Genomic DNA, 21223 nt, shown 5'->3' with positions numbered 1-21223 from the left:
CAGACAATTTTACATATATGTTAAATAAATGAGAAGTAAAAAGAGTTAAAACATTGCAAAAATGCGATAACTCTTCTGATTAAATACCAAAACTTCTCTTTAATTAAATACTAAAACTATTACCCGATTAAAATTAAGCGTTTGCTTAACTAAAATTAAAGTACTAGTTGACGAAGATCTGAAAGATATCCGTTTAATGCTGTAACAAAACGAGCACCATCAGCACCATCGATCACACGGTGATCATATGAAAGAGCCATTGGTAACATAAGACGAGGAGCAAAGTCTTTGCCATCCCACTTAGGTTTAATTTCAGAACGTGATACGCCTAAAATTGCAACTTCAGGAGCATTAACGATAGGTGTAAATTGAGTACCACCGATACCGCCAAGGCTAGAGATTGTGAAACAACCGCCTTGCATGTCAGAAGAAGTCAGTTTACCAGAACGTGCTTTCTTAGAGATAACAGCAAGATCTTGGCAAAGCTCGTAAATACCTTTCTGGTCAACGTTACGGATAACCGGAACAACTAGACCGTTTGGTGTATCAACAGCAACACCAACGTTGATGTATTTCTTCTGAATGATAGTTTCGCCATCTTCGCCGATTGAAGTATTGAACTTCGGATAATCAGCTAACGCTTTAGCTACTGCTTTAACGATGAAGATAAGTGGAGAAATCTTGAAGCCTTTATCTTGCTTAACAAGTTTGTTGTTCTCTACTTTACGGAACGCTTCTAGTTCAGTGATGTCTGCTTCGTCGAACTGTGTAACGTGTGGGATTTTAACCCAGTTACGGTGCAGGTTCGGACCAGAAATTTTCTGGATGCGAGTCATCTTAACTACTTCGATTTCACCAAATTTAGCGAAATCAACTTTTGGCCATGCTAGTACGTCCATACCAGAACCGTTGCCGCCAGTAGCGCCAGATTCTAAACGTTTAACTGCGTTTTTAACGTAAGTTTGTACGTCTTCTTTCGCGATGCGACCTTTACGACCAGTTGCGCCAACTTTATCTAAGTTAACACCGAATTCGCGTGCTAGACGACGAACTACTGGTGATGCATGGTGGTAAGCGTCGTTTTCAACGAAACCAGTTACTTCTGGTGCTTTTGCAGCAGGAGCAGCTTTCGGAGCTTCAACTTTTGCAGCAGGTGCAGCAGCGGCAGCTTGTGCTACAGGAGCAGCAACAGGTGCAGCGCCAGCAACTTCAAACGTCATGATGAAAGAACCAGTTGTTACTTTATCGCCAACAGCTGCTTTAATTTCTTTCACAACACCAGCGAATGGTGCAGGAACTTCCATTGAAGCTTTATCGCCTTCAACAGCCATTAACGTGTCTTCTTCAGCAACAGTATCGCCAACTTTAACTGAAATCTCAGTTACTTCCACTTCATCGTCGCCGATGTCAGGAATGTTAACTTCTAATACTTGTACCGCAGCAGCTGCAACAGGAGCCGCTTCAGCTACAGGAGCAACAGCAACTTCAGCTACCGGAGCCGCTGCGCTTGCTGCATCAGCAAAGATAAATACTAATGAACCAGTTTTCACTGTGTCGCCAACATTTACACGGATTTCTTGTACTACACCAGCTTGTGGTGCAGGAACTTCCATAGACGCTTTGTCACCCTCAACAGCAAGCAAAGTATCTTCTTCTGCAACTGTATCGCCGATTTGAACGGAAATCTCAGTTACTTCTACTTCATCATCACCAATGTCTGGAACGAAAATTTCAATACTCATTTTTTATACCTTATGCGTATAGAGGGTTTATTTTGTCAGCGTCGATATCGAATTTTGCAATTGCATCAACAACAACTTTATTATCAATCTCGCCTTTCTTAACTAATTCAGATAATGCAGCAACAACTACGTATTGCGCGTTAACTTCGAAATGACGACGTAAGTTTGCACGGCTGTCTGAACGACCAAAACCGTCAGTACCAAGAACTTTGTATGAAGTCGGCACGTATGCACGCGCTTGTTCAGCATAGTTTTTGATATAATCTGTCGCGGCAATCGCAGGTGCATCACTCATTAGTGTAGTGATGTACGGTACTTTTTGCTCTGCTTCAGGGTGTAACATGTTGTAACGTTCAACGTCTTGACCATCACGTGCAATTTCATTGAATGAAGTTACCGAGAATACGTCAGAACCAATACCATAGTCTTCACTTAAGATACGAGCCGCTTCGCGCACTTGCATCATGATAGTACCTGAACTTAGTAATTGAACTTTAGCTGTTTCGCCAGTATAAGTTTCTAACTTATACATACCCTTACGGATACCAGCTTCAACGCCTTCTGGCATTGCATGGTGAGCATAGTTTTCGTTCATCAATGTGATGTAGTAGAAAACATTTTCTTGCTCGCCGTACATACGACGTAAACCATCTTGTAATACAACAGCAACTTCATACGCGAATGTTGGGTCATAAGACACACAGTTCGGGATAAGGCCTGCTTGTACTAAGCTGTGACCATCTTCATGTTGAAGACCTTCACCGTTTAGTGTTGTACGACCAGCTGTAGCACCTAATAGGAAACCACGCGCCATTTGATCGCCAGCCATCCATGCAGAGTCACCAATACGTTGGAAACCAAACATTGAATAGTAGATATACAGTGGGATCATAGGTACGTCATTCGTACTGTATGATGTTGCCGCTGCAACCCATGAAGACATAGCACCTAACTCGTTAATACCTTCTTGAAGTACTTGGCCGCTAGTTTCTTCTTTGTAGTAAGAAACGATTTCGCGATCTTGAGGTGTGTATGTTTGGCCTTTAGGGTTATAAATACCAACTTGACGGAATAAACCTTCCATACCAAATGTACGCGCTTCATCGGCGATAATTGGTACGATGTTTTTGCCAATGCCTTTGTGCTTAAGCAACACATTGAGGGCACGAACATAAGCCATCGTTGTAGAGATTTCACGTTTTTGCTCACCAAGTAGCACGCCAAAATCTTCAACAGTTGGAATATCCAATTTGCCAGAGAATTCAGTTTTACGCTGTGGTAAGTAGCCGTTTAATTCTTTACGACGTGCATGCATGTACTCGTGTTCAGGCGAACCTTCTTCAAGTGTTACATACGGTAATTCTAATAATTGATCATCAGATACAGGGATATCGAAACGATCACGGAACTGCATAAGCGTATCCGATTTCATTTTTTTCACGCCATGCGCGATATTTTTACCTTCAGCTGCTTCACCCATGCCATAACCTTTAATGGTTTTAGCTAGGATCACAGTTGGTAAACCTACAGTTGCTTTTGCTTTTGCATAAGCAGCGTATAATTTACTGGTAGAATGACCACCACGTTTTAGTGCCCAGATTTGATCATCAGTCATATCTTTAACTAATTCAGCAGTTTCTGGGTAACGGTTAAAGAAGTGCTCGCGTACGTAAGCGCCGCCTTTAGCCTTCAGCGTTTGGTAATCACCATCAACAGTTTCATTCATTAACTGTAGTAAACGACCAGAAGTGTCTTTAGCTAATAGCTCATCCCACTCTTCGCCCCATACAACTTTAATCACATTCCAACCAGCGCCTTTAAATAAGCTTTCTAGTTCTTGAATGATCTTGCCGTTACCCATTACAGGACCGTCAAGACGTTGTAAGTTACAGTTAACAACAAATACTAAGTTGTCTAAACCTTCACGAGCAGCAAATGATAATGCGCCACGTGATTCAGGCTCATCCATCTCGCCATCACCTAGGAAAGCGTATACAGTTTGATCTTCAGTTTGCTTAAGACCACGGCCATCTAGGTATTTCAAGAAACGTGCTTGATAGATAGCTGAGAATGGACCAAGACCCATAGATACTGTAGGGAACTGCCAGTATTCAGGCATCAACTTAGGATGTGGGTATGACGGGATACCTTTACCATCAACTTCTTGACGGAAGTTGTTTAGTTGATCTTCAGTTAAACGACCTTCAACAAATGAACGAGCGTAAATACCAGGAGAAATATGACCTTGGTAATAAACTAAATCGCCACCGTCTTTTTCCGTAGGAGCACGGAAGAAGTGGTTGAAACATACATCGTAAAGTGCAGCAGAAGACTGGAAAGATGCCATGTGGCCACCTAACTCTAAGTCTTTCTTAGATGCACGTAGTACGATCATTAAAGCATTCCAGCGGATAATCGAACGAATACGACGTTCTAGTTTCTCGTCACCTGGGTATGCAGGTTCGTCTTCAGTACGGATAGTATTGATATAATCCGTAGTGATGCCGCCTTTACCTAGGGCAACGCCGTCTTGATGTGCTTTGGCAATTACTTTTTCTAATAAATACTGCGCACGTTCAAGACCTTCTTCACGAATTACTGATTCGATTGATTCTAGCCATTCGGTAGTTTCGATTGGGTCTACATCATGCTTTAAGATGTCGGACATATGAGATTCCTTACTGATTAGATCTCTACAACGTTAAAGAAATATTCTTAAGCATCTTCATGTTTAAGAATATTCATTAGTAACACTATTTAGCTTGTTTTATACGGCGTGACGCACGATTTATGCGGCTATCTTCACGCCCAATATCGAGCAATGCTTGCTCGATATAAGCCAGATGGGCATGACATGCTTCTCTGGCTGTTTCTGGTTGTCGGTTAAGAATTGCGTTAAGCATATCCCCACGGTGTTGGCTAATTTGTTCAACCACACCTTGACGCTTTTCCAACAACCTAAAATTTTGGCAAATATTATCTTCTAGCAATGGGTTTAAACCACGCAAAAGATGTAACAACACAATATTATGTGATGCTGCAGTAACCGCGATATTAAACGCACTGACTGCTTTTGCTTGTTTCGTTGGATCTTGTGCTAATTCCGATGCTGTGACAGCATCGAGCGCAACACGTAATTGCTGAAAGTCAGTTTCAGTACCACGCAACGCGGCGTAATAAGCTGAAATGCCTTCCAATGCATGACGAAATTCCAACAAATCTAATTGTGCTTCTGGGTGTGTCGTCAATAATTGGAACAGTGGGTCCATCAGTGTTTGGTCCATGACCTTCTTCACCCATGTACCACGTCCTTGACGTCGTTCCACTAAACCCTTGCTTTCCAAACGTAAAATTGCATCGCGTACAGTGGGGCGAGACACCTCAAGCTGCAGGGCTAAATCACGCTCTGAAGATAAGCGCTGGCCGGATTCTAAACTACCTTCCAAAATCATTTGCTCTAGTTGCTCTGCAATCGCATCGGACAACTTCGGCGGCTGAATTTTTCGATAGACCATGTGAACCTCAAAATGACCAGTGGTAAATTGGTAAGACCAATTTAATATTAAGTCATGACAATTTACCAAAACCACGTTCAATTGTCATTAAAAATAGACATTTTTGTTCGTATTTATAGTGTTTAAATCAAAATAGCCAGTATTAATAAGCCTAAATAAAGGCATAAACCAAGCATATACATAGTGTTATAACTACAATACCCAGTTTAAATGACTAACACCTAAGAATAAACGTGCAACAAACTACCCCCAAAGTAATAACTTGGTCATATTGGTCTTACCACTTAATCCACGATTTAAGCACCACAAAGCATAAGACATTACGCCCTATGCTTTATCGAAAATCAGAAATTTAATCATCCTTAGCGATGGTTCAGTAATAACTAAATCATCGCTAAGGAATAATTATAGAATAGATAGAGAATAATTAAACAATAGTACCGTTAATGGTAAGGAGGGAGATAACAGTCACAAAGAAGATGATATTACGTTTGGCAAGTTGCACTAAATAACAGGTGTAGTCATAACATTTATCCGTTTTCACGTTGGCTTTGCTGGCGAGATATACCACCTTGCCTAATAAATCAAACTCAGGCGTTGATAGGTCACGCCAACTACGTAGGCTCTGTGGTAATGCCGCCTGCTCTTCAGCCACCAGCGCAAAACCAAACATGGTTAAGCGTGCCGGTAACCAATCAACAATGCGCATAACCCGATGAATACCAGTACGCTTTAAGCGCTTGCTATGATGTTGAACAACATATTTATGGTAACTACGCGCCACCACATACAGGGTTAAACCAATAGGCCCAGCAACTACAAAATAAAAAATAACTGCAAAATAAAAACGGTAGTTAAGCCAAACTAACTGCTGAGCAACAGCTTGAGTCAGTAACGTCGCGCAAAAACGTTCACTGTTTACATCCAAACACTCTGCATACATGCCTTTGGCTTCTAAATCATTACGACTTAATGCTTTGAGGTATTGACGATAATCACGACGATAGTCACTGCCACCAAAGCTCACCAGCAATAACAGCAACCAAACGATAACCGTAAAAATGCCATAATACAGCCCTGCTAATACATCCAGTAAGCTGTACATCAAGATTGCTGGTAACGCGATAATCACCAACGTGCTAAATAGGCCACCATTAATAAATGAGGGTAATAACGGGAACAGATAACGTTGTAAGACATTATCGAGCTGTAGTTTAGCGCTCAAATGCACCACTCGCTCAATCAGTAATGCCAGCAGCAGAGATATTAATGCCATATTTATTGTCCTTATTGATCAGCCTTATTGATCAGCCTTATTGATCGGCCTTCGAATTTAAACAGGCAAAATAATGCTGCCAATCAAAATAGGGGCCGGGATCATCTTTGCGTACGGGGGCGATATCACTGTGGCCGGTAATACGCGCTTGGGTGATTAATGGATAGCGGGTTTGTATTTCTCGCGTCACCGTCGTCAAACATTGATACTGGGCTGCAGTATAAGGGTGGTTAACATCCCCTTCAAGCTCAATACCAATCGAGAAATCATTACAACGCGATTGCCCTGCAAATTCCGAAAGTCCAGCATGCCAAGCGCGTTTAGCTAACGGCACAAATTGGATCACGCGGCCATCGCGTTTAATGTATAAATGCGCAGACACTCTGACTGCTATTAACTTTTTAAAATAAGGGTGTAGGCTACAATCGAGGTTACCAAGAAAAAAGTCTTCGACATAGTCAGTACCATATTGCTCAGGCGGTAAGCTAATACAATGGATCACCAGCAAATCGATATCAACGTCGGTTGGGCGATCATCAAAATGTGGCGATGATAAAAAATCTGCGCTTGCTAATAAGCCTGAGTCGGGTTGTCTATTTGCCACTGTATTCATACCTTCTGACTATAATCGAGTTAAATGCTATTCAGACGACTAGTTACGATAACTACTAATTACGATAGCTACTAATTACGATAACTACTAGCTACAATAGCTTCACTTTACAATGATATCGTTAGCAATAAAATAGTTACGTCCGTAAAATACAGCCCTGAACCAGTAAAATATAGCCCTAAGTCAGTCAAATACAGCCCTGAGCCAGCAAAGTGCGAAGCCAATAAATTAACTTGTTTATACTGGAAAAAGAAAATGGAGAAAGACAATGGATGGAAATAAAAAAATCGCCAAAGCCATGACCTATATCGCCTGGATAAGTGGGTTGATTGTGATGACCTTATTCTTCAATAGTTTTTTATCGCAACAACAAAACCCCAATAGCCGACCAGAAAGTTACCAACAAAATGGCAATGCAGTCGTTGTGCTGCAACAAAATAGCGCCGGACACTATGTTACTAATGGTTATATAAATGGTTATCAGGTAAAATTTTTACTCGACACTGGCGCCACGCAGGTATCAATACCGGCAAGCGTCGCCGAACAGATCGGCTTAACCGCTGGTTATAGTCAATCAGTGAATACCGCCAATGGTGTGATTGAAGTATTTTCAACACGTTTAGACAGCTTATCGGTTGGTAAATTAACGCTTTACGACCTCAGTGCGAATATCAATCCTTATATGGATGGTGATACAATTCTGCTGGGTATGAATGCATTGAAACAAGTTAAATTAGTCCAGCAAGGCAAAACCCTCACGTTAAGTGAATATTAGTTTTTAATCGACCTAGGAATTATTATGTTACAACAAGAAATACGCCGCGCAGTAAGCACTGCATTAGCAGAAGACCTTGGTGGTCAAAGTGTGGCAGAAGGTGATATCACGGCAAACTTAATCGCAGCAGAAACACAAGCAAAAGCTAAAGTGATCAGCCGTGACCAAGCAGTATTTTGTGGTAAAGCCTGGGTTGATGAAGTATTCCACCAGCTTGGTGACACAGTGACTGTGACATGGTTTGTGACTGACGGTGATTTAGTTGCCCCAGATCAAACGCTATTCACCTTAGAAGGGCCTGCACGCACGTTATTAACCGGCGAACGTAATGCATTAAACTTTGTGCAAACATTATCTGGCGTGTCGACATTAACGAAAGAATATGTCGATCAATTAGCGGGCACCAAATGTCAGTTACTTGATACCCGTAAAACCATTCCTGGCTTACGCTTTGCCCAGAAATACGCAGTGACTTGTGGCGGCGGTAAAAACCACCGTATTGGCTTGTTCGATGCTTACCTGATTAAAGAAAACCACATCATGGCCTGTGGTGGCATTGAAAACGCCATATCTAAAGCAAAAGAGTTACAACCAGGCAAACCTGTTGAAGTAGAAACTGAAAGCCTAGCAGAATTAAAACAAGCATTAGATGCCGGTGCAGATATCGTGATGTTAGATAACTTTGATATTCCGATGATGCGTGCCGCGGTTGAATTAAACCAAGGTAAAGCAAAATTAGAAGTATCAGGTAATGTTACAATTGAGACACTAGCCAGTTTTGCTGCTACCGGTGTTGATTTTATCTCGGTAGGTGCGCTAACTAAACATGTGCAAGCGACCGATCTGTCGATGCGCTTTATTAAATAAGCTTATTCATTAGGTAAGCTAGCTTTAAACCAATTCTAAAGTAGTAATAAAATCACAAGCATTGCCCCGTAAGGAGTAGTGCTTTTTTTATACTCTAAATCAGTCTGCAAAAATACAATGAACGACTATATAAGCCCCCACATTGTAGTTATTCATCTAGAAATAACCTTCTAATCACCTCACTTAACCTATGACCCCCCTAGTTAAATATGATTATATATCAATAAATCAATAAGTTATTCTTACATTTTATTCTATAACTTGATCTGGATCGTTAAAGTTATGTATACAAAATGTTAAATAAACGTTTAAATAAATCCAACTCATCAGATGTCTCATACCATTTGATACCTTGTGATGAGTAAGGACTATTTGGTAATTTTTATAAGGATATAAAAGATGAGAGTACAACAGAAAGCACTGCAACAAGGTTTTACGTTAATTGAATTGATGATCGTCGTCGCGATTGTGGCAATTTTAGCGGGTGTAGGCATGCCTGCTTATCAAAACTATAGTAAACGAGCAGAATTTGCAGAAGTTATAGCTGCAACCGGACCAATCAAAACAGCTGTAGAACTGTGTGCTCAAATGCAGGGATTGACAGATGATGCTTCAAATACATTTAAAGCTAATGACGCTAGTAAGTGTGGTAAAGCTGGTGAAAAAGGCATTCCAGCTGACGACGGCACGGGTTATGGAAAAGTGGATAGTACGGCATATGCAGTCACAGCAAGTGGCGCTACAATTACAGCTACAGCGACAGGCGATGATTCCGTAGATTATACTTTGACAGCTAAAATGGATTCTAGTGGTCGCGTTGGCTGGGTACAAGGTGGCTCTTGTAGTGCAAAAGGCTTCTGCTAAGCCCTAATGCAACACAAGCATAACGCGAGCGGCCTGGCTCACAGCCTGGTCGCACATTCATACCTCGCGGTAGAAGAGATACCCTCACTTCTGCAAAGCGCTAAACTGGAAGGTAAAGCCTTCACGACCCTGCTCGTCGACAGTAACATCATCGATAGTCAAGAGCTGGCTAAATTATTAGAGCGTGAATACGGCGTACCACTGCTCGATTTAGATACCTTTAAACTGGAAGAGATCCCCGATAACCTGCTCAATAAAAAGCTCATCGAAAAACATCATACACTGCCTATTTACGTGCAGGGACAAACCCTATACTTAGCAATGTCCGATCCGACCAATGTCACCGCATTAGAAGAATTCTCCTTCAGCTTTCGTTTACATACCGAAGTATTATTGGTTGATGAACTGCAATTACAAAAAGCCTTAGAAACAGTATTAGAAAATGACATTGATGCCCTTGGCGATCTTAACGATGCCGATATCGGTGACTTGGAAGTTGATAATAGCGACTCACGTTTAGAGCAAGAAAATAAAGATAGCACCGATGATGCGCCAATCGTTAAATTTGTAAATAAGATTCTACTGGATGCGATTAAAAAAGGTGCATCTGATATTCACTTTGAACCCTATGAATTTAAATACCGCGTCCGCTTTCGTATCGACGGTATCTTACACGAAATGGTATCACCACCAGTGAACTTAGCGATGCGTTTTTCTGCCCGTTTAAAGGTCATGGCGAAACTGGATATTGCCGAGCGCAGAGTGCCACAAGATGGCCGCATCAAATTAAAATTATCGAAAAACAAATCCGTCGATCTGCGTGTTAGTACCCTGCCTACCATGTGGGGTGAAAAAGTCGTCATGCGGATCTTAGATTCTAACCAAGCCAGCCTTAATATCGACATTCTTGGTTATGACGAAAAACAAAAAGCACTATACCTAACAGCGTTACAAAAGCCGCAAGGTATGATCTTGGTTACTGGGCCTACCGGTAGTGGTAAAACCGTTTCGCTGTACAGTGGCCTTAATATCCTCAATACCGTCGAACGCAACATATCCACCGCCGAGGATCCTATTGAGATTAACCTTTCGGGCATCAATCAAGTACAGATCAATTTAAAAGCGGGATTAACTTTCCCAATGGCATTACGATCATTTTTACGTCAAGATCCTGATGTGGTGATGGTCGGTGAGATCCGAGATATAGAAACAGCTGAGATCGCGATAAAAGCAGCACAAACCGGTCACTTAGTCTTATCGACATTGCATACCAACTCCGCAGCAGAAACCCTGACTCGCTTATCTAACATGGGCGTACCTGCTTATAATATTGGTTCATCAGTCAGTTTGATCATCGCCCAGCGTCTTGGTCGTCGGCTTTGCAGTGAATGTAAACAACCGGAAGATATTCCGGCCATTGAATTAGCTAAGCTTGGCTTTAGCCAGCAGCAAATTGATCTCTGCATCACCCCGTTTAAAGCAGTTGGCTGTAAGCAATGCACCAAAGGTTATAAAGGTCGTGTGGGGATCTACGAAGTCATGCCAATGTCAGATATGATCGCCCGAATGATCTTAACTGGCAGCAACTCTATGGAGCTCAACGATCAAGCCCAGCAGGAAGGCATGGATACCTTACGCCAATCAGCATTACAAAAAGTGATCGACGGGGTCACGAGTTTAATTGAAGTTGAACGTATCACCAGTCATTAAGACACAATAATAACGAAGCAACTCGTTTTTTAACAAGGATTTCAACGTCCACCATTCGCTAAGGATAGCATCATGGTCGCAGTCACCAAAAAAACCAATAGCCGCACCGCATCAGCAGTAAAAAAACGCTATCCGTATAACTGGCAAGGCGTTAACCGCAAAGGTAAAAAAGTCAGTGGTGAACTGCAAGCAGAAAGCATCAGCAACCTGAAGGTTGAACTTCGCCGTCAGGGCATCAATGTTTTAAAAGCCAAGCGTAAATCAACAGGCTTGTTCTCTGTCGGCAGCAAAAAAATTAAACCGATGGACATTGCCCTCATTTCACGACAAATTTCCACCATGCTTAATGCTGGCGTGCCGTTAGTACAAAGTTTAGAAATTATTGCCCGTAGTAATGATAATCCGACCATGCGTTCGTTAATCGGTGAGATTGCAGCCGAAGTCTCTACTGGTACTTCGCTTTCTGATACCTTGCGCAAACATCCGTTTTATTTTGATGATTTATATTGTGATTTGATCAGTGCAGGTGAACAATCGGGTTCATTGGACACTATTTATGATCGTATCGCCACCTATAAAGAAAAAGCCGAAGCACTCAAATCTAAGATTAAGAAAGCCATGTTATACCCGGCGATGGTGGTCGCGGTCGCGATTGTCGTGACGCTTATTTTATTACTTTATGTGATACCTCAATTCAAAGACATCTTCGCTGGATTTGGCGCAGAACTGCCGCCTTTCACCTTGTTTGTGCTGTCGATTTCTGATTTCGTCAGTCAATTTTGGTACTTGGTGATAGGGGTATTGTTTGGCATACCAATTCTCTATCTTAGAGCCAATAAACGTTCAATAAAAGTCAGACATACCACCGAACGAGCTATCCTCAAGATCCCTGCCATTGGGCCTATTATGCATAAAGGCGCATTAGCACGTTTCGCCAGAACCCTATCGACCACATTCGCCGCCGGTATTCCGCTGGTAGATTCGCTAACCTCTGCGGCAGGCGCATCGGGCAATATTGTCTACAAAAATGCGGTAATGGAAATGCGTAATGAAGTGATCGCCGGATTACAAATGCACATTGCTATGCGCTCAACTAATTTATTCCCTGATATGGTCACACAAATGGTGATGATAGGTGAAGAGTCTGGTTCACTCGATGATATGTTAGCCAAAGTCGCACACATTTATGAACAGCAAGTTGATGATGCGGTTGATGGCTTAACCAGTTTGATTGAGCCTATGATCATGGTCGTACTGGGTGTGGTGATTGGTGGTCTGGTGATTGCGATGTATTTACCTATCTTTAAAATGGGTAGCATCATGTAATGAAGAGGTAATGTAATTAAGGTGCTAGATGTAATTTGAATGCCATTAAGTAAGCTTTAACAGCTTTTCTGTAGTGGGTTTGCTATCATCTTATTTCACTTAACATTTATCTATCAATTAACTCCGGCACAGGTAATCCACATGCAAGACTTAGCGCTTCTTTTTCAACTCTCTCCTTGGCTATTATGGTTATCCGTTGCCCTTCTTGGCCTGCTAGTCGGTAGTTTCTTAAATGTCGTCATTTACCGTTTACCAATCATGATGGAACGTGAATGGCAGCAAGAGTGCACGGTATATTTCAGCGATGAATGTAAAACTGCAGAAACTAAGATCGAACCGACTAAATTTAATTTATTGTTACCCCGATCTGCTTGCCCTAAGTGTAACCATCAAATTAGTGCATTGGAAAATATTCCGGTGATTAGCTGGTTGGTATTAAGCGGTAAATGCAGCAGTTGTGCCAATCCTATTTCAGCTCGCTACCCGAGTATTGAACTGTTAACGGGTTTGTTATCGCTCGTGGTTGCCTTGTACATTCCTTACGGCATTCAATTAGCTGGCGCATTGATCTTAACGTGGACCTTAGTTGCACTGACTTTTATCGACATTGATAAGATGTTATTACCCGATCAGATAACACTCCCGTTATTATGGTTAGGACTATTTCTTAACGTTAATTACGCTTGGGTAACACCATCCGATGCCATTATCGGTGCTATCGTAGGTTACTTCTCATTATGGTCTGTTTATTGGGGCTTTAAGTTATTAACCGGCAAGGAAGGCATGGGTTATGGTGATTTTAAACTATTAGCCGCGTTTGGTGCTTGGTTTGGTTGGCAATCAATTTTAGCCATTGTTCTGTTATCTTCTTTTGCTGGGGCCATTATTGGTATTACCCAGATAGCATTAAAAAAACATGCCCGAGGCAATCCGATCCCGTTTGGTCCTTACTTGGCCATTGCCGGTTGGTTATACCTTATTTGGGGCGACCAACTCGTTAATTTCTATTTAGTTAATTTTATTTATTAACTCTATTTATTCGCATTATTTATCAAGGTCAGTCGATATGTATGTTGTTGGATTAACCGGTGGGATCGCATCAGGAAAAACCACCGTTGCCGATCTTATCGCTAACGAGGGTATTAATTTAGTCGATGCTGATATTGTCGCCAGAGAAGTTGTCGCAATAGGCAGTGAAGGATTAAAACAAATTAGCGCGCATTTTGGTGAGCTGATATTACGTGATGATGGTAGTTTAAATAGGGTATTATTACGTGAAAAAATATTCTCTGACAATGCCAACAAGCAATGGTTAAATAATTTACTGCATCCGATGATCCGCGCGGAGTTATTAGCACAATTAGCGGCGAGCGACTCGCCTTATACTGTGTTGGTGGTGCCACTGTTAGTTGAGAATAAGCTCACCGCCTTGTGTGATCATGTACTGGTTGTTGATGTCGAAGAGCAAGTACAAATACAGCGAACAATTGCGCGGGATAACGTCTCTGAACAGCAAGCCAAGGCTATATTACAATCACAAGCAACGCGTGAACAACGCCTTGCAGCAGCTGACTCAGTGATAGTGAATAATGATCGTCAACAAGTCATCACCGATACAGCCGTTTTACATCAAAAATTTCTTGAATTAGCGGCAGTAGCCATGGCAGACTAGCATCTTTCAAGCACTGTTTATTTAGGAAGTTACCATGCAAGTAAATTGCCCAACCTGTCAAAAATCCGTTGAATGGGTTACCACTAGTGAATTTCGCCCGTTTTGCAGCGACCGTTGCAAGCTAATAGACCTTGGCGAATGGGCAAGTGAAGAGCGTGCGATCCCGGGTGAAGAAGTTTCACCACAAGAACTTCAGCCTAAGGGTTACGAGTTCGACTAGTTCAATTAATTCGGCTAACTGAATTTATGCTGATCAATGGCTCAGGCAAACTGAGTCATTAACATCTCGACGATCACTTGATTCGCCGCTGGGAATTTATAATCCGCTAATGCATTAATATTAACCCATGCAGTTTGCTGCCCTTCAAGACCCTTACCTACACCGTCAAATTTATCAACAAGATAAAAATCCAATTGCACGATCTTGTCGCCATAATCGAATTCTAACTGGTGAAATGCCTGCGCATTAATAACATCAAGATTAACTTCCTCTTTAAGCTCTCTAGTTAACGCTTCAAGCACAGATTCGCCAGATTCCACCTTACCACCAGGAAACTCCCACTTGTCACCTTGGTGCTGCTCTGAGCTACGTTTACTGATAAATACTTGCTGATCACGAACAATAATACCGGCAGCGACATGGACGACTTTCATGCTGAATTCTCTTATTAAATTATAGGATTAAATGACAGTTAACAAAAAGCGCTAAAACATTGCTGTTTTAGCGCTTTTAATTTTCATTAATAACGGGTGTTAACTACCGTTATTAGCTTAATTTACCATGGCACTGTTTAAATTTAGCACCTGAACCGCAAGGACAAGGATCATTACGACCTACTTTCTGACCTTGACGCACAAATGTTTCAGCTTCAGTCGCCGTTGATTCATCAGCAAGTTGGTTTTCAGCCGCTGCGTGACTCATGTTTTGTGGTAATGATTCACTACGACGATGCTGTGCTTCTACCGCTTCGACATCTTCCGGTGCTTGCACCTGAACTTTACAAACCACGCCAACGACATCAGTCTTCAAATTTTCTAACATTTCAGTAAACAGTTCAAACGACTCACGCTTGTATTCTTGTTTCGGGTTTTTCTGGGCATAACCACGTAAATGAATACCTTGACGTAAATGGTCCATTGCCGCTAAATGCTCTTTCCATAAACCATCAAGTGTTTGTAGCATGACTGCTTTTTCGAACTGACGGATCACTTGGGCACCCACAGCATCTTCTTTTGCGACGTAAGTTTCATTCGCCGCTGTCATGATACGTTCACGGATCTTCTCTTCGTATAACTTACTGTCATCATCAATCCATTGCTGAATAGGTAATTCCAGCATGAAATCAGCACGTAAACGCTGTTCTAGACCTGAGATGTCCCACATTTCATGTAATGATTGTGGTGGGATGTAAGCATCCATAACCGCATTGATCACGTCTTCACGGATCGCAACCATAGTGTCACGGATGTCTTCCGCTTCCATTAACTCGTTACGTTGCTCATAAACCACTTTACGTTGATCATTGGCAACATCATCGAATTCAAGTAACGATTTACGAATATCAAAGTTACGGCCTTCAACTTTACGTTGGGCATTTTCGATCGCGCGTGTTACCCATTTATGCTCAATCGCTTCGCCTTCTTCCATACCCAATTTCTTCATCATGCCGGTAATACGGTCTGATGTGAAAATACGCATAAGCGGATCGGCCATAGAAAGATAGAAACGTGTTGAACCTGCATCACCCTGACGACCAGAACGACCACGTAATTGATTATCAATACGACGAGACTCGTGACGCTCAGTACCAATGATATGTAAACCACCAGCAGCAAGCACAGCTTCGTGACGTACTTGCCATTCCGCTTTAATATGGGCAATTTGCGCTTCAGTCGGATTCTTCAGCTTATCAACATCAGTCTGCCAGTTACCACCCAACACAATATCGGTACCACGACCGGCCATATTGGTTGCAATTGTTACCGCGCCGATACTACCAGCATCAGAAACGATCTCAGCTTCACGTTCATGGAACTTAGCGTTCAATACGTTATGCTTGATCTTGTCTTTCTTCAATAAATTAGAAAGTAATTCAGAACTCTCAATGGATACCGTACCCACTAATACAGGCTGTTTTCTAGCGACACAATCTTTAATATCTTCAATGATCGCGACATGCTTTTCATCAGCAGTCAGGTAAACCAGATCGCCGAAGTCTTTACGCGTCATTGGTTTGTTGGTCGGTAGTACCACTGTTTCCAAGCTATAAATAGATTGGAATTCGAAAGCTTCAGTATCAGCCGTACCCGTCATACCCGACAGTTTTTCGTACATACGGAAGTAATTCTGGAAAGTAATCGATGCTAACGTTTGGTTTTCATTTTGGATCTTCACACCTTCACGGGCTTCTACCGCTTGATGTAGACCTTCAGACCAACGACGACCCGGCATAGTACGGCCCGTATGTTCGTCAACAATAACAATTTCGCCTTCATCACTAACGATATAATCAACGTCTTTTTCAAATAACGTATGCGCACGTAATGCCGCATTAATGTGATGCAGTAATGAGATGTTAGCAGCAGAGAATAAAGAATCATCAGCGCTTAATAAGCCACGCTCTTTCAACATTTCTTCTACTTTAATTTGACCGTTCTCAGTCAGTAATACCTGCTTGTTCTTTTCATCAACCGTGTAGTGACCAACACCCGTATATTCTTCAGTATCTTCTTGCTCTTGCTGTTCTAGCAATGGAATGATGGTGTTAATCTTAGTATATAATTCTGAGCTGTTATCCGCAGGACCTGAGATAATCAGTGGTGTACGCGCTTCATCAATTAAGATTGAATCGACTTCATCGATTACCGCGTAGTATAACGGGCGCATTACACGCTGTTGCGGTTCGAACGCCATGTTGTCACGCAGGTAATCAAAACCAAATTCATTATTGGTGCCGTAGGTAACATCCGCAGCATAAGCGTCACGTTTGGCCATGTTGTCCATGCCAGACACGTTCAAGCCAACGGTTAACCCTAAGAATTCAAATAGTTCACGATTCCATTCCGCATCACGTGCAGCAAGATAATCATTCACCGTAATAATATGGACGCCTTTACCTGTTAAGGCATTTAAATATGCAGGTAGCGTTGCGGTTAGGGTTTTACCTTCACCTGTACGCATTTCGGCGATTTGGTTATTGTTTAATACCATACCACCCAATAGTTGGACATCGAAGTGACGCATACCAAACACACGTTTAGAGCCTTCGCGTACTACCGCAAATGCTTCCGCTAAAAGACTATCAAGTGATTCACCAGCAGCAAAACGTTGTTGGAAATCAACTGTTTTTGCTTTTAGTTCATCATCTGATAATACTTCAAAATCTGCTTCTAATTGATTAACTTGTTTTACAACTTTGTGCAATTTTTTTAAAATGCGGTCATTGCGGCTACCGACTATTTTTGTAATTATATTAGTTAACATTTTATGACCAAAAGTTATTGTGAATCTATTTGAAATTTAAAGCATTTTAGCGATAAACATAGCGTTTAGGATCGACTTGTCGTCCCGATTTTAGCACTTCGTAGTGCACATGGGGTCCAGTAGAGCGTCCCGAACTTCCCATAATAGCAATAGTTTGCCCTTTACCAACCACATCGCCTTCTTTTGCGATCAACTCTTTGGAATGGGCATAACGTGACGACAGACCATTACCATGATTAATTTCGACTAATAAGCCATAACCTGAACGTCTTCCAGACCAAGTAACAACACCAGCGCCTGTGGCAATAATGTTCATACCATTATCACCTGCAAAATCAACACCCTTATGCATAGTAGCTCGCCCTGTAAAAGGGTCTTTACGCACGCCATAAGGAGATGATAACCAAGAACCACGCTGAATAACAGGTCGACCAGATAACACAGCCTCATCTGTTATATTGTGATTCAATAGCATAGTTTCAAGTAGTGTGAGCTGTTGCGAGCGATTATTTACTTCTAATGACAGTAAATCCATCTCTTCAAGCAAGGTTTGTAAATCAACAGCATAACTTGAATCGGTATCCATAGGACCACCAATGGCAGGCTTTAGCATAAAATCAAATTCACCACGCGTCAAACTGGCATCTTTAGCCAATTCATCACCCAATAAACTCAAACGGTTAACTTCCGCTTGCATCATGCCAACTTTACTCGCAAATACCGCGATTTTCAAATCTGTTTCTTGACGTAGCGCAAGGACTTGATCGGCTTGTTGTTGATATTTTTGCTGAGTTTTTGCAATCTTAAGCTGAATGGCTTGAGAAGAGTAGTTTGAATAGAGAAACCAAGAAGACGCTATCGATGCTGCAATAACAGCAATTAATGCAAATATGAAGAAATAGAGATTAAATAATTTAGAATAGTTATGTTTACTATTCGAGTAAGTAATTGTAACGCTCATAATCTTTTTTTAACTGATGAATATGTGACACTAAATATAAACAATTTGGTGCCACAATTCTATCTGTATTTATCTCAGCGCGCAGTAACAGCGTCAGAACCGAGATAATAAACTGATTTGGTTAGATTATAACGCCAGTTCTAGATTGGCTTCTAACCAACGAATAGGCGCATCTTGCGTTTCATCAATGGTGGTAAATTCCCACGCTTCTTGATTAGCAAGTAATGCTCTTAATAATAAGTTATTCATGCCGTGGCCAGTTTTGAATGCTCTAAACTCACCCAAGATTGAATGGCCTGATAAATACAGATCACCAACAGCATCAAGTACTTTATGTTTAACGAATTCATCTTCATAACGTAAACCGTCATCATTTAGAATACGGAACTCATCAACCACAATCGCATTGTCTAGACTACCGCCCAGTGCGAGGTTTTGTGACTGTAAATATTCAATATCTTTCATAAAACCAAAAGTACGTGCACGACTGATTTCTTGATGGAACCAATCGCCAGAAAAATCTGCACGAATATGCTGGTTTTGACCTTCAAATACCGGATGATCAAATTCAATACGTAAATCCATGATAAACCCATGGTTCGACGGTAAGAATTCAGCCCACTTATCGCCATCTTCAACACGAATTGGTTGTTTGATTTTAATAAATTTCTTGGCACAATTTAGCTCTTCAATTCCCGCACTTTGCAGCAAGAAAATAAAAGGACTAGCGCTGCCATCCATGATTGGAATTTCAGCTGCATCAACTTCAATAATAATATTATCGATGCCAAGGCCTGCTAATGCCGCATTAATATGTTCGACAGTCGAAATACGGTGACCGTCTTCACTAACAAGACAAGTACACAACATCGTATCTTTAACCATGTCAGCCGATGCTTTGAAATCAACGATAGGGTCAAGATCGATACGACGATAGATAATACCGGTATTCGCTGCTGCTGGACGAAGATTTAGGGTAACCTTGTTGCCAGAATGCAGACCGATGCCGGTACCACGTACAGCTTGTTTTAATGTTCTTTGTTTAATCATTAGTGTCACCCTATTTAAATCCCACACTCCAGCGCGAGGCCGAGCAATTTACCACAGCCCTACTGGAAATGCAAAATCACCAATCCAAACACAGCTTATATAATTCAGTCTTTAGGCTAAAAACAGTGCGTAAGACTGAATCATATTCTAGCGACAATACAATAAAGTATTAGTCTGCTTGGCGACGTAAGAACGCTGGAATATCGAGATAGTCCGGTTCACTTTTCGTTGCCTTAGTAGTATGACTTTCACCAACAGCAACTTGCTGTGCAACATTTTGCACGTCAACTTGGTTATCGGCTGCTACCACTGTCGCTTTAGCTGTTTCTTCAATTTTAGCTGGTTCAACTTTAGCTTCTTCGATTTTCTTCACTGGTGTCGGTACTAAGGTCATATCAGGTTTATTTTCAGCACCGATACCCGTAACAACAACCGTTACACGAAGTTCATCTGTCATTTCAGGGTCGATTACCGCACCCACAACAACCGTTGCATTATCAGATGCAAACGCTTTAATTGAATTACCAACCGTTTCAAATTCTTCGATGTTGATGTCTAAGCCGGCAGTAATATTCACCAGAATACCACGTGCGCCCGCTAGATCGACATCATCAAGTAATGGGCTAGAGATAGCAGCTTCAGCGGCTTCTTCAGCACGATCTTCACCAGATGCAACGCCCGTACCCATCATTGCAGTACCCATTTCGCTCATGACTGTGCGAACATCGGCGAAATCCACGTTGATAAGACCAGGACGAGTAATTAATTCTGCAATACCTTGCACAGCACCAAGCAATACATTATTTGCTGCTTTGAAGGCATCTAATAAGCTCACACCGCGACCCAATACTTTCAGTAGTTTGTCGTTCGGGATTGTGATCAAAGAATCAACTTGTTCACTTAATGCATCAATACCGGCTTGCGCGTAACTCAGACGACGTTTACCTTCAAAAGAGAAAGGTTTCGTTACTACGGCTACAGTCAAGATACCCAGTTCTTTTGCAATTTCAGCAACAACTGGTGCAGCGCCAGTACCCGTACCACCGCCCATACCAGCTGCGATAAAGATCATATCAGAGCCTTGTAGATGCTCACGGATAGTATCGCGATCTTCTGATGCTGCTTCACGGCCTACCGCTGGATTTGCACCCGCACCTAAGCCTTTCGTGATTGTGTTACCGATTTGAATAACAGTGCCAGCTGCTGAATTACGCAATGCTTGTGCATCCGTATTAATTACAATAAATTCAACACCTTCAATTGTCTCACTTACCATGTGATCAACAGCATTACCGCCGCCGCCACCAACACCAATAACTTTAATGACAGCTTCATCGTGACTATCATCGAGTAGTTCAAACATGGTAC

Annotated in this window: 18 protein-coding genes; 8 read left to right on the top strand and 10 right to left on the bottom strand. The window is 41.8% G+C overall.

Annotated elements, in window-relative coordinates; genetic code table 11:
• Nucleotides 1–155: 155 nt before the first annotated feature.
• The 5 genes from aceF to ampD all read right to left on the bottom strand — a co-directional run bounded on the left by aceF (nt 156) and on the right by ampD (nt 7146).
• A complete protein-coding gene (gene aceF / locus A923_RS22235) occupies nt 156–1742 on the bottom strand; it encodes a pyruvate dehydrogenase complex dihydrolipoyllysine-residue acetyltransferase (protein ID WP_017221756.1) in 1587 nt (528 codons plus the stop codon).
• Between the two features lie 10 nt (nt 1743–1752).
• Nucleotides 1753–4410, bottom strand: coding sequence for a pyruvate dehydrogenase (acetyl-transferring), homodimeric type (gene aceE / locus A923_RS0111085; protein ID WP_017221755.1), 2658 nt, complete (start codon nt 4408–4410; stop codon nt 1753–1755).
• Nucleotides 4411–4495: 85 nt separating this feature from the next.
• Nucleotides 4496–5257 (bottom strand): pyruvate dehydrogenase complex transcriptional repressor PdhR, encoded by a 762-nt coding sequence (pdhR, locus tag A923_RS0111080; RefSeq protein WP_017221754.1) that lies wholly within the window; start codon nt 5255–5257, stop codon nt 4496–4498.
• 427 nt (nt 5258–5684) lie between these two features.
• Nucleotides 5685–6533 (bottom strand): regulatory signaling modulator protein AmpE, encoded by an 849-nt coding sequence (ampE, locus tag A923_RS0111075; RefSeq protein WP_017221753.1) that lies wholly within the window; start codon nt 6531–6533, stop codon nt 5685–5687.
• A 37-nt stretch (nt 6534–6570) separates the two neighbouring features.
• Entirely contained in the window at nt 6571–7146 is a 576-nt protein-coding gene (gene ampD / locus A923_RS0111070; RefSeq protein WP_026006206.1) for a 1,6-anhydro-N-acetylmuramyl-L-alanine amidase AmpD, read from the bottom strand.
• Nucleotides 7147–7414: 268 nt separating this feature from the next.
• On the opposite strand from ampD, the gene A923_RS0111065 reads away from it, so the two are divergent.
• The 8 genes from A923_RS0111065 to yacG all read left to right on the top strand — a co-directional run bounded on the left by A923_RS0111065 (nt 7415) and on the right by yacG (nt 14580).
• Nucleotides 7415–7921, top strand: coding sequence for a retropepsin-like aspartic protease family protein (locus tag A923_RS0111065; protein ID WP_017221751.1), 507 nt, complete (start codon nt 7415–7417; stop codon nt 7919–7921).
• 24 nt (nt 7922–7945) lie between these two features.
• Nucleotides 7946–8788 (top strand): carboxylating nicotinate-nucleotide diphosphorylase, encoded by an 843-nt coding sequence (nadC, locus tag A923_RS0111060; RefSeq protein WP_017221750.1) that lies wholly within the window; start codon nt 7946–7948, stop codon nt 8786–8788.
• A gap of 399 nt (nt 8789–9187) precedes the next feature.
• On the top strand, nt 9188–9652 hold the full coding sequence (locus A923_RS0111055; protein WP_017221749.1) for a pilin: 465 nt from the start codon (nt 9188–9190) through the stop codon (nt 9650–9652).
• Between the two features lie 6 nt (nt 9653–9658).
• Nucleotides 9659–11362, top strand: a complete 1704-nt coding sequence (gene pilB, locus A923_RS0111050; RefSeq protein WP_017221748.1) for a type IV-A pilus assembly ATPase PilB — start codon at nt 9659–9661, stop codon at nt 11360–11362.
• 72 nt (nt 11363–11434) lie between these two features.
• Complete coding sequence (locus A923_RS0111045) at nt 11435–12688, top strand: type II secretion system F family protein (protein WP_017221747.1); 1254 nt, start codon at nt 11435–11437, stop codon at nt 12686–12688.
• Nucleotides 12689–12829: 141 nt separating this feature from the next.
• Complete coding sequence (locus tag A923_RS0111040; protein WP_017221746.1) at nt 12830–13717, top strand: prepilin peptidase; 888 nt, start codon at nt 12830–12832, stop codon at nt 13715–13717.
• Nucleotides 13718–13754: 37 nt separating this feature from the next.
• On the top strand, nt 13755–14360 hold the full coding sequence (coaE, locus tag A923_RS0111035; RefSeq protein ID WP_017221745.1) for a dephospho-CoA kinase: 606 nt from the start codon (nt 13755–13757) through the stop codon (nt 14358–14360).
• Between the two features lie 34 nt (nt 14361–14394).
• Nucleotides 14395–14580 (top strand): DNA gyrase inhibitor YacG, encoded by a 186-nt coding sequence (gene yacG / locus A923_RS0111030; RefSeq protein ID WP_017221744.1) that lies wholly within the window; start codon nt 14395–14397, stop codon nt 14578–14580.
• Nucleotides 14581–14621: 41 nt separating this feature from the next.
• Here yacG and mutT read toward each other — a convergent pair whose 3' ends face one another.
• From mutT to ftsZ, 5 genes are all read right to left on the bottom strand, one after another.
• Complete coding sequence (mutT, locus tag A923_RS0111025; RefSeq protein WP_017221743.1) at nt 14622–15014, bottom strand: 8-oxo-dGTP diphosphatase MutT; 393 nt, start codon at nt 15012–15014, stop codon at nt 14622–14624.
• A 112-nt stretch (nt 15015–15126) separates the two neighbouring features.
• Nucleotides 15127–17844 carry a preprotein translocase subunit SecA gene (gene secA / locus A923_RS0111020; RefSeq protein ID WP_017221742.1) on the bottom strand — a complete coding sequence of 906 codons (2718 nt, stop codon included), beginning with the start codon at nt 17842–17844 and terminating at the stop codon, nt 15127–15129.
• A gap of 46 nt (nt 17845–17890) precedes the next feature.
• The gene (locus tag A923_RS0111015; protein WP_017221741.1) at nt 17891–18805 is read right to left on the bottom strand and encodes a M23 family metallopeptidase; all 915 of its coding nucleotides are present in this window, start codon (nt 18803–18805) and stop codon (nt 17891–17893) included.
• Nucleotides 18806–18931: 126 nt separating this feature from the next.
• Nucleotides 18932–19855 carry a UDP-3-O-acyl-N-acetylglucosamine deacetylase gene (lpxC, locus tag A923_RS0111010; protein ID WP_017221740.1) on the bottom strand — a complete coding sequence of 308 codons (924 nt, stop codon included), beginning with the start codon at nt 19853–19855 and terminating at the stop codon, nt 18932–18934.
• A 169-nt stretch (nt 19856–20024) separates the two neighbouring features.
• The gene (gene ftsZ / locus A923_RS0111005; protein ID WP_017221739.1) at nt 20025–21218 is read right to left on the bottom strand and encodes a cell division protein FtsZ; all 1194 of its coding nucleotides are present in this window, start codon (nt 21216–21218) and stop codon (nt 20025–20027) included.
• Between the last annotated feature and the right edge of the window lie 5 nt (nt 21219–21223).

Origin of the sequence: Moritella dasanensis ArB 0140 (assembly GCF_000276805.1) — a bacterium.
Taxonomy (GTDB): Bacteria; Pseudomonadota; Gammaproteobacteria; order Enterobacterales; family Moritellaceae; genus Moritella; species Moritella dasanensis.
Note: the sequence above shows the minus strand (reverse complement) of the source record. Positions and strands in the feature narration are given on the sequence as shown.